Raw genomic sequence first — 6,870 nt, forward strand, 5'->3', positions numbered from 1 at the left:
CTGGACCACCCCCACCCCTGACCCCTCCCCGCAAGGGGGAGGGGAAAAGCGCCTTTCTTTCAGAACCTTGGCGTTCGGGAGAGAAGTGTGAATCCGGTAGCCCGCAGAGGGGGGAGGGAGAGCCGCGGTGTCTCCCGTGTCTTCTGCAGATCCGATATGTGAATCCGCAAGCCTCTGCGGGGGAGGGAGACGCGCCTGGGTAAGGTTTTGCTCTTATCCGGCGCTGATGTGCGAACATCGTAGCCCGCACGGGAGAGGCGGCGCGGCGCGGCTTGCATAAGCCACAAGGTGAACACGGTTGCCTCTGCGGGAGAGACAGGGCGCGCCATGCCGGATGTCCCGTTATGCTGCGGATCCTCTGCAACATGTGGCGCAACCCGCGCTACCGCCGCCCAAAAACCCCTGTCAAAATCCGGTCCCGTCCCTAATTCCACATCCCCGTGTGGATGAGCACGCCATCGGCAACGTGAGATCGGAACGCGACCCCTATCGGCACGTTGACCGGCGCCATCACGATACGAGCACGACGTCTCACGCAGTTCGGCACAGCGGGTCGGGTACAGAATGGGCGGTCAGCCATCAGGGTCCGGAACGGCTGCGCCGCAGGCGACGGACGCCTCGGGCGATCCGATGCACGGGCCGGCGACCGCGGGCAGTATCGCCCTGAGCGACAGCTTCCGGCGCTTCGCCGACGTGGTGCCGCTGATGCTGTGGCGTTCGGACGAAAAGGGCCACGCCGTCCACCACAACGAGTGCTGGCTCGACTTCACCGGCCGCCCGCTCGAGGAGGAATTGCGTCTCGGCTGGCGCAGCGGCCTGCATCCCGAGGATTTCGAGCGCCACGCCCGGATCGTCGCGGAGGCGTTTGCCGCGCGGGCGCCGTTCACCGTCGAGTTCCGGCTGAAGCGCCACGACGGCGTCTACCGCTGGCTGCTCGACACCGCCCGGCCGCTGGTCGAGGACGGCCGCTTCCAGGGCTATCTCGGCTCCTGCTTCGACATCACCGACCGCAAGCATGCCGAGGAGCATATCGAGCAGGCGCTCGCCGAGAAGGAGGCCTTGCTCGCGGAGGTCTACCACCGGGTGCGCAACAACCTGCAGGTGATGGTCAGCCTGATCGGCCTCTACGGGCGGGCCGCCCCGGACCCGTGCCGCGGCAGCTTCGAGGCGCTGGGCCAGCGGGTGCGGGCGATCGCGCTGGTGCAGCAGCACCTGCACGAGGCGCCCCACATCGCGTCGATCGACCTGCACGACTATCTCCACCGCCTGGCCTCGGGCCTCGGGCAGCTGCGGCGGGCCGGACGGATCAGCGTCCAGGTCGGCGGCACCGGGACCGGGCTGGTCGAGCCGCGCACGGCCAACGCGCTCGGCATGATCGTCGCCGAGATCGTCGCGGAATGCCTCGACGCCACCGCCGAGCACGTCGCCTGCTCGATCGCCATCGAAATCGAGTCCGCCGCGGGCCACCCCTTGCGCGTCTCGATCGTCTCCGGGGTCAGCGAGATGGCCGCCACCGGCCGATCCAATATCCCGAAATTGGGTCCGCGCCTGATCGCCGCCTACGCGGCCCAGGCCGAGATCCAAGTCACGGGCGATGCCAGCACCGCCGAACCGCTGATCCTGACCCTGCCGCCGACGCAGCCCCCGGAGCCGTGATCGCCGGCGCCGCGCCCCCTGGTGCTTCGCGATGGAGTCGCCAGATCTTTGCCGGGGCCTTATAGCGGCCCCCGCCCCTTCCGGATCCGGTCCACCATGGTTCCCCCGATCGACACCATCGTCGAGAACTTCGCCTTCATCGACGATTGGGAAGAGCGCTACCGCTACCTCATCGAGCTGGGGCGCGCCCTGCCGCCCGCCGACCCGGCGCTGCACGCCGAGACCAACAAGGTCCAGGGCTGCGCCAGCCAGGTCTGGATCGACCTCGACGTCGACCGCTCCGACGCGGAGCCGCGCCTGCGGATGCGCGGCGACAGCGACGCCCACATCGTGCGCGGCCTCGTGGCGCTGATGATCGCGCTGTTCGACGGCAAGCCGCTCCGCGAGGCCGCCGAGACCGATGCCTTCGCGCTCTACACCAAGCTGGGCCTGGGCGAGCACCTGACCCCGCAACGCTCCAACGGCGTCCGCGCCATGGCCGACCGGGTGCACCGGGACGCGGTGCGGTTTTTGAAGGTCGAGGGGTAGGACGCGACCCCTCACGCCCGCCACAACCGCAATCGCCCGCTGTCCGGCCCGGTCGCCTCGCGCTCCAGCCCGTAATGCTCGGCGAGCCGCCCCAGGGCGATGCGGGCCACGACCTTGGCCGAGCGGGCGGGCCAGCGGCGCTCGGCCTCGATCCGCTCCAGGCCCTTGAGGAAGCCGCACAGGTCGATCAGCAGGCCGGACAGGTCGCTGCCGACCGCGTCGAGGGCGCCGCGGACGCGCTGGCGCGCGGCGATCACCTGATCGGAGGCGGCGGCCGGGTCGCGGGCGCCGCCTCCGTCGACCCGGGGGGCGCCGAGCTCGATCCCCATCCGGGGCAGCATGGCGGCCGTGGTCATGTCCCGGCGCAGCCGCTCGCCGGCCTCGAAGGCGGCCGGGTCGATCAGCGGCGTGCCGTCCCCGTTCCGGCGCCGGACCATCCAGGCCAGGGGATTTTCCGAGGCGTTCCTTAAAGCCGGCTCCGGGGCGCCCCCCTCGATCACGGTCAGGTCGTGGTGCTGGGCGAGATAGGCCATCCCGTCCGGGGCCTGCTGGCGCCGCAGGCGCGCTTGTCTCGCCGGGCTGATCGTCAGCTTCGCACCGGACGGGTCCCAGGCGGCGAGGTCGGCAGCGATTAGCGCCCGGCCGGCCGTGTCCGAAAACCGCCCGCTGCCCACCGAGACCCCGTCGCCGCCCCGCCGGACCAGCAGGCCGTCCTCGGTCAGGGGATCGGGCCGGGCATAGGCCCCCGCCTCGCCGAGCCGCGCCAGCAGCCCGGCCGCCTCCGGCGACAGGGGCGCGCCGGCCGCCTCGCTCGGTGCCGCAGCCTTGGGCCGCCTCGCCTTCGCCCGCTTGTTCATGTTTTGTTCCAGTCACGGCCCGTAGCTTCGCCCCACCGGCCTAGCGCAGGATCGGTCGAGATGTCAAAGTTTTTTTACCTAAAACTGGATTCAGGTCACAGACGGCTTGGTCGGTGGCTGGCGAAGGATTTCGGCGATCTCGTCCTCGGACTTGCCGCGGACCGCGTAGCCCAGTTCCTCGAAGCGATCGATCAGCGCGGCGCTATCGGCGGCAGACCGCGCGGCCCATTCGGAGAGTGCGGTGTTCATCCGCTCGATCTTCTCCGCGGGATTGCCATCCTGCGGGTCGGGAAACGCGGTCATGCTCAGCACCTCGGCGCCGGACGGAGTTGCGACAGCATCGCACGAAACGCGCCATCGCACCTCAACGCCCGACTTCGTCCCGGTATCCCGCGACGCCCCGAGGGTCCGGTCCGATACCGTCAGGCGGCGTCCCGGAGGGTGTCCGGCCGGCCCAGCCCGATCGCCTTGGCGAGTTCGGAGCGGGTCTTGGCGTAGTTCGGCGCCACCATCGGGTAATTGGCGGGCAGGTTCCACTTTGCGCGGTACTGCTCGGGGCTCATATTGTATTTCGACCGGAGATGCCGCTTGAGCGACTTGAACTTCCGGCCGTCCTCCAGGCAGACGATGTAATCCGCCGTCACCGAGCCCTCGACCGGCACGGCCGGCACCGCCAGTTCCGCCGCCGCGACGGAGTGGCCCTCCGCGACCCGTTTCAGGGCCGCGTAGACGTGGCCGAACAGCGGCCGCAATTCGCTCACCGGGACGGCATTGTTGCTGACGTAGGCAGCCACGACGTCGGCCGTAGCACCCACAAGATCGATCGCGTTTTCGTTCTCTCTCACCACGTGACCCCCGATTTCAGATGAAGCGTGCGTCTCGCTCCTGCCCTGGTCGTTCCAAGCATCTTCCGGCTCAGGCATCGAGACAGAGTGGTACACGGCGCGAACATGCAGCCCCAAGCCGCACGTGCACCAATCCATCCCTCGTACCAAGGTACAACAGGAGGTTTTGTATTACAAGTTAGGACGACAGTATCGGGAAGCGGCGGATTTATCGGCCCAAAGATACTTCAGGCCCCGATTTTCCACCTACAAGTAGATGATGATTTGTTGATATCGAACTTAAAGTTATGTCCGACACAGGGATGCCCGCCGGTTCCAGGGTCGCGGCGGCTTGCGTCGCGACCTCCGGCGCGACACATCCCCTGACCGGGCGTGACGGGACCTGGCGGGAGATACGATGACGGAGATCGGACGCGGCCTTCTTGCAAACCGGACCGGGGCACCGGTGGCCGAAATCCGGCCGCGGCGCTTCAGCGTCCACGGCCGGGAGATCGTGGACGACTACGCGTGGTTGAAGGCGGAGAACTGGCAGGCGGTCCTCAAGGAACCCGCCGCCCTGCCCGACGACATCGCCGCCTACCTCAAGGCGGAGAACGCGTTCGCGGAGGCCGCGCTCGAAGGCGCCGCGGACCTGCGCAAGACCCTGGTCTCCGAGATGCGCGGCCGCATCCAGGAGGACGAGAGCGGCGTGCCCGATCCCGACGGGCCCTACGCCTACTACACCCGCCACCGCGAGGGCGGGCAGCACCCGCTGGTCTGCCGGCGCCCGTCCACGTCGCCGAACGTGCCGGATTCCGGCTCCGACCCGGACGAGACGATCCTGATCGACGGCGACCGGGAGGGCGAGGGCCTGCCGTTTTTCGAGATCGCCGCCGCGGTCCATTCCGACGACCACGGGCTGCTCGCCTGGAGCGCCGACACCAAGGGCTCGGAACTCTACACGATCAAGGTCCGCGACCTCGCCACCGGCCTCGACCGCGACGACCGGGTCGACGCAACCTCCGGCGAAGCGGTCTGGGCCGCGGACGGGCAGAGCTTCTGGTACGTCGCCCTCGACGCCAACCACCGCCCCGCCAAGGTAATGCGCCACCGCCTCGGCACCGCGCAGTCGGCCGACGAGACGCTCTACACCGAACCGGATGCCGGCTACTTCGTCCATATCGGGCGCACCCAGTCCGGGGCGTTCCTGGACGTGACCGCCAGCGACCACGAGACCTCCGAGGTCCGGCTCCTCGACCGGCACGCGCCGTCGGCCGCCCTACGCCTGGTGCAGCCCCGCGAGCCGCTGCTGATCTACGACGTCGAGCATCGCGGCGACCGGCTCTACATCCGCACCAACGCGGACGGCGCCGAGGACTTCAAGATCGTCACCGCCCCCCTGGGCGAGCCGGGCCGGGCCAACTGGACCGACCTCGTGCCCCACCGGCCGGGGGTGATGATCCGCCACCTGCACCTGCTGGCCGGCCACCTGATCCGCCTCGAGATCGAGAACGCCCGGCCGCGGATCATCGTGCGCGACCTCGCCGACGGCGGCGAGCACACGGTGGCCTTCGCCGAGGAGGCCTACGCGCTCGGCCTCCGGGGCGGCCACGCGTTCGACACGGCGACGATCCGGTTCGTCTACTCGTCCATGACCACGCCGTCGGAGACCTGGGACTACGCCTGCGACAGCCGCGACCGGACCCTGCGCAAGCGTCAGACCATCCCGAGCGGGCACGATCCGGCCGCCTACGTGACCCGCCGGCTGTTCGCCACCGCCCCGGACGGCGAGCAGGTGCCGATCTCGCTCCTGCACCGCCGGGACCTGGCGCTCGACGGCTCGGCGCCGCTCCTGCTCTACGGCTACGGCTCCTACGGGACGCTGATGCCGGCCGGCTTCCGCACCAACCTGCTGAGCCTGGTCGACCGCGGCTTCGTCTACGCCATCGCGCATATCCGCGGCGGCACCGAGAAGGGCTGGCGCTGGTACCTCGACGGCAAGCGCGAGAAGAAGCCCAACACCTTCACGGATTTCATCGCCTGCGGACGGGCGCTGATCGCGGCCGGCTACACGGCGGAAAAGCGCATCGTCGCCCATGGCGGATCGGCCGGCGGCATGCTGATGGGCGCGGTCGCCAACCTCGCCCCGGAGTTGTTCGCGGGCATCGTCGCCGATGTGCCGTTCGTGGACGTGCTCAACACCATGCTGGACGCGGACTTGCCGCTCACCCCGCCGGAATGGCCCGAATGGGGCAACCCGGCCGAGAGCGTCGCGGCCTTCGAGACGATTCTTTCGTACTCACCCTACGACAACGTCGCCGCCAAGGATTACCCGGCGATCCTGGCGCTGGGCGGCCTCACCGACCCGCGGGTGACCTACTGGGAGCCGGCGAAATGGGTCGCCCGGCTGCGCGCCACCATGACCGGCGGCGGCCCGATCCTCCTGCGCATCAACATGGAAGCCGGCCACGGCGGCGCCGCCGGGCGCTTCGACCGGCTCGAGGAGGTGGCGCTGATCTACGCCTTCGCGCTGATGGCGGTGGGGCGGGCGTAGGGGCGCTGGAACTCGGTTCGGATCGCCGGTTGGACGCGGCAATCTCGGACCCCGGCTAACCGGCCCTTCCCACCCACGCCCTCATCCTGAGGTGCGTCCGTGCAGCGGACGCCTCGAAGGAGCCCTCCAGAAGTCACCGTGATCCCTGGAGGCCTCCTTCGAGGCTGCTGCGCAGCACCTCAAGATGAGGGGTGAGGTTGGGATTTTTCGTAACGCTGGCCGCAGCCCTTGGTGATCGCGCGTGTCCGTTACGCGATCGAAGGGACTCTCACGGCCTGCCCTGGGGCTGCGCCCCCTCCGTCTCGCCCGGCGAACCGCTCCTTGCGCAGGACCGCCGTGAGCGTCGTCTCGGCGGTGGCGATTGCCGCGTCAAGAATTCCGAGAAACCAGGCCAGCCGGGCCGTGATCTCGAGATCGCCCTTCTGCGTCGCTTCGAGCGTCTCGTAATAGG

At 69.3% G+C, this 6,870-nt stretch carries 6 protein-coding genes and 1 pseudogene; 3 read left to right on the plus strand and 4 right to left on the minus strand.

All coding sequences use genetic code 11. The annotated features are described in order from the left end of the window. Positions 1 to 630 precede the first annotated feature (630 nt). Both MKL09_RS11130 and MKL09_RS11135 read left to right on the plus strand, forming a co-directional pair. Positions 631 to 1,656 (plus strand): sensor histidine kinase, encoded by a 1,026-nt coding sequence (locus MKL09_RS11130; RefSeq protein ID WP_244020168.1) that lies wholly within the window; start codon positions 631 to 633, stop codon positions 1,654 to 1,656. Positions 1,657 to 1,752: 96 nt separating this feature from the next. Next, complete coding sequence (locus MKL09_RS11135; protein WP_244020169.1) at positions 1,753 to 2,184, plus strand: SufE family protein; 432 nt, start codon at positions 1,753 to 1,755, stop codon at positions 2,182 to 2,184. Positions 2,185 to 2,195: 11 nt separating this feature from the next. Here the strand turns inward: MKL09_RS11135 and MKL09_RS11140 are convergent, their stop codons facing one another. From MKL09_RS11140 to MKL09_RS11150, 3 genes are all read right to left on the minus strand, one after another. Then, the gene (locus MKL09_RS11140) at positions 2,196 to 3,041 is read right to left on the minus strand and encodes a DUF6456 domain-containing protein (RefSeq protein ID WP_244020170.1); all 846 of its coding nucleotides are present in this window, start codon (positions 3,039 to 3,041) and stop codon (positions 2,196 to 2,198) included. A gap of 90 nt (positions 3,042 to 3,131) precedes the next feature. Next, positions 3,132 to 3,344, minus strand: coding sequence for a hypothetical protein (locus MKL09_RS11145; RefSeq protein WP_244020171.1), 213 nt, complete (start codon positions 3,342 to 3,344; stop codon positions 3,132 to 3,134). Positions 3,345 to 3,463: 119 nt separating this feature from the next. Continuing rightward, on the minus strand, positions 3,464 to 3,886 hold the full coding sequence (locus MKL09_RS11150; protein ID WP_244020172.1) for a MucR family transcriptional regulator: 423 nt from the start codon (positions 3,884 to 3,886) through the stop codon (positions 3,464 to 3,466). A 397-nt stretch (positions 3,887 to 4,283) separates the two neighbouring features. Here MKL09_RS11150 and MKL09_RS11155 point away from each other — a divergent pair, with 397 nt between their 5' ends. Further along, the gene (locus MKL09_RS11155; RefSeq protein WP_244020174.1) at positions 4,284 to 6,419 is read left to right on the plus strand and encodes a S9 family peptidase; all 2,136 of its coding nucleotides are present in this window, start codon (positions 4,284 to 4,286) and stop codon (positions 6,417 to 6,419) included. 248 nt (positions 6,420 to 6,667) lie between these two features. Here MKL09_RS11155 and MKL09_RS11160 read toward each other — a convergent pair. Continuing rightward, positions 6,668 to 6,870: pseudogene (locus MKL09_RS11160) on the minus strand (hypothetical protein); the annotation flags it as partial.

The sequence above is a fragment of the Methylobacterium sp. J-048 genome, assembly GCF_022829515.1.
GTDB lineage: Bacteria > Pseudomonadota > Alphaproteobacteria > Rhizobiales > Beijerinckiaceae > Methylobacterium.

Excerpts from the sequence above, each read along its gene's own strand:
- MKL09_RS11135 (WP_244020169.1), top strand. The coding sequence starts at position 1,753 with ATGGTTCCCCCGATCGACACCATCGTCGAGAACTTCGCCTTCATCGAC.
- MKL09_RS11140 (WP_244020170.1), bottom strand. The coding sequence starts at position 3,041 with ATGAACAAGCGGGCGAAGGCGAGGCGGCCCAAGGCTGCGGCACCGAGC.
- MKL09_RS11155 (WP_244020174.1), top strand. The coding sequence starts at position 4,284 with ATGACGGAGATCGGACGCGGCCTTCTTGCAAACCGGACCGGGGCACCG.
- MKL09_RS11130 (WP_244020168.1), top strand. The coding sequence starts at position 631 with ATGCACGGGCCGGCGACCGCGGGCAGTATCGCCCTGAGCGACAGCTTC.
- MKL09_RS11145 (WP_244020171.1), bottom strand. The coding sequence starts at position 3,344 with ATGACCGCGTTTCCCGACCCGCAGGATGGCAATCCCGCGGAGAAGATC.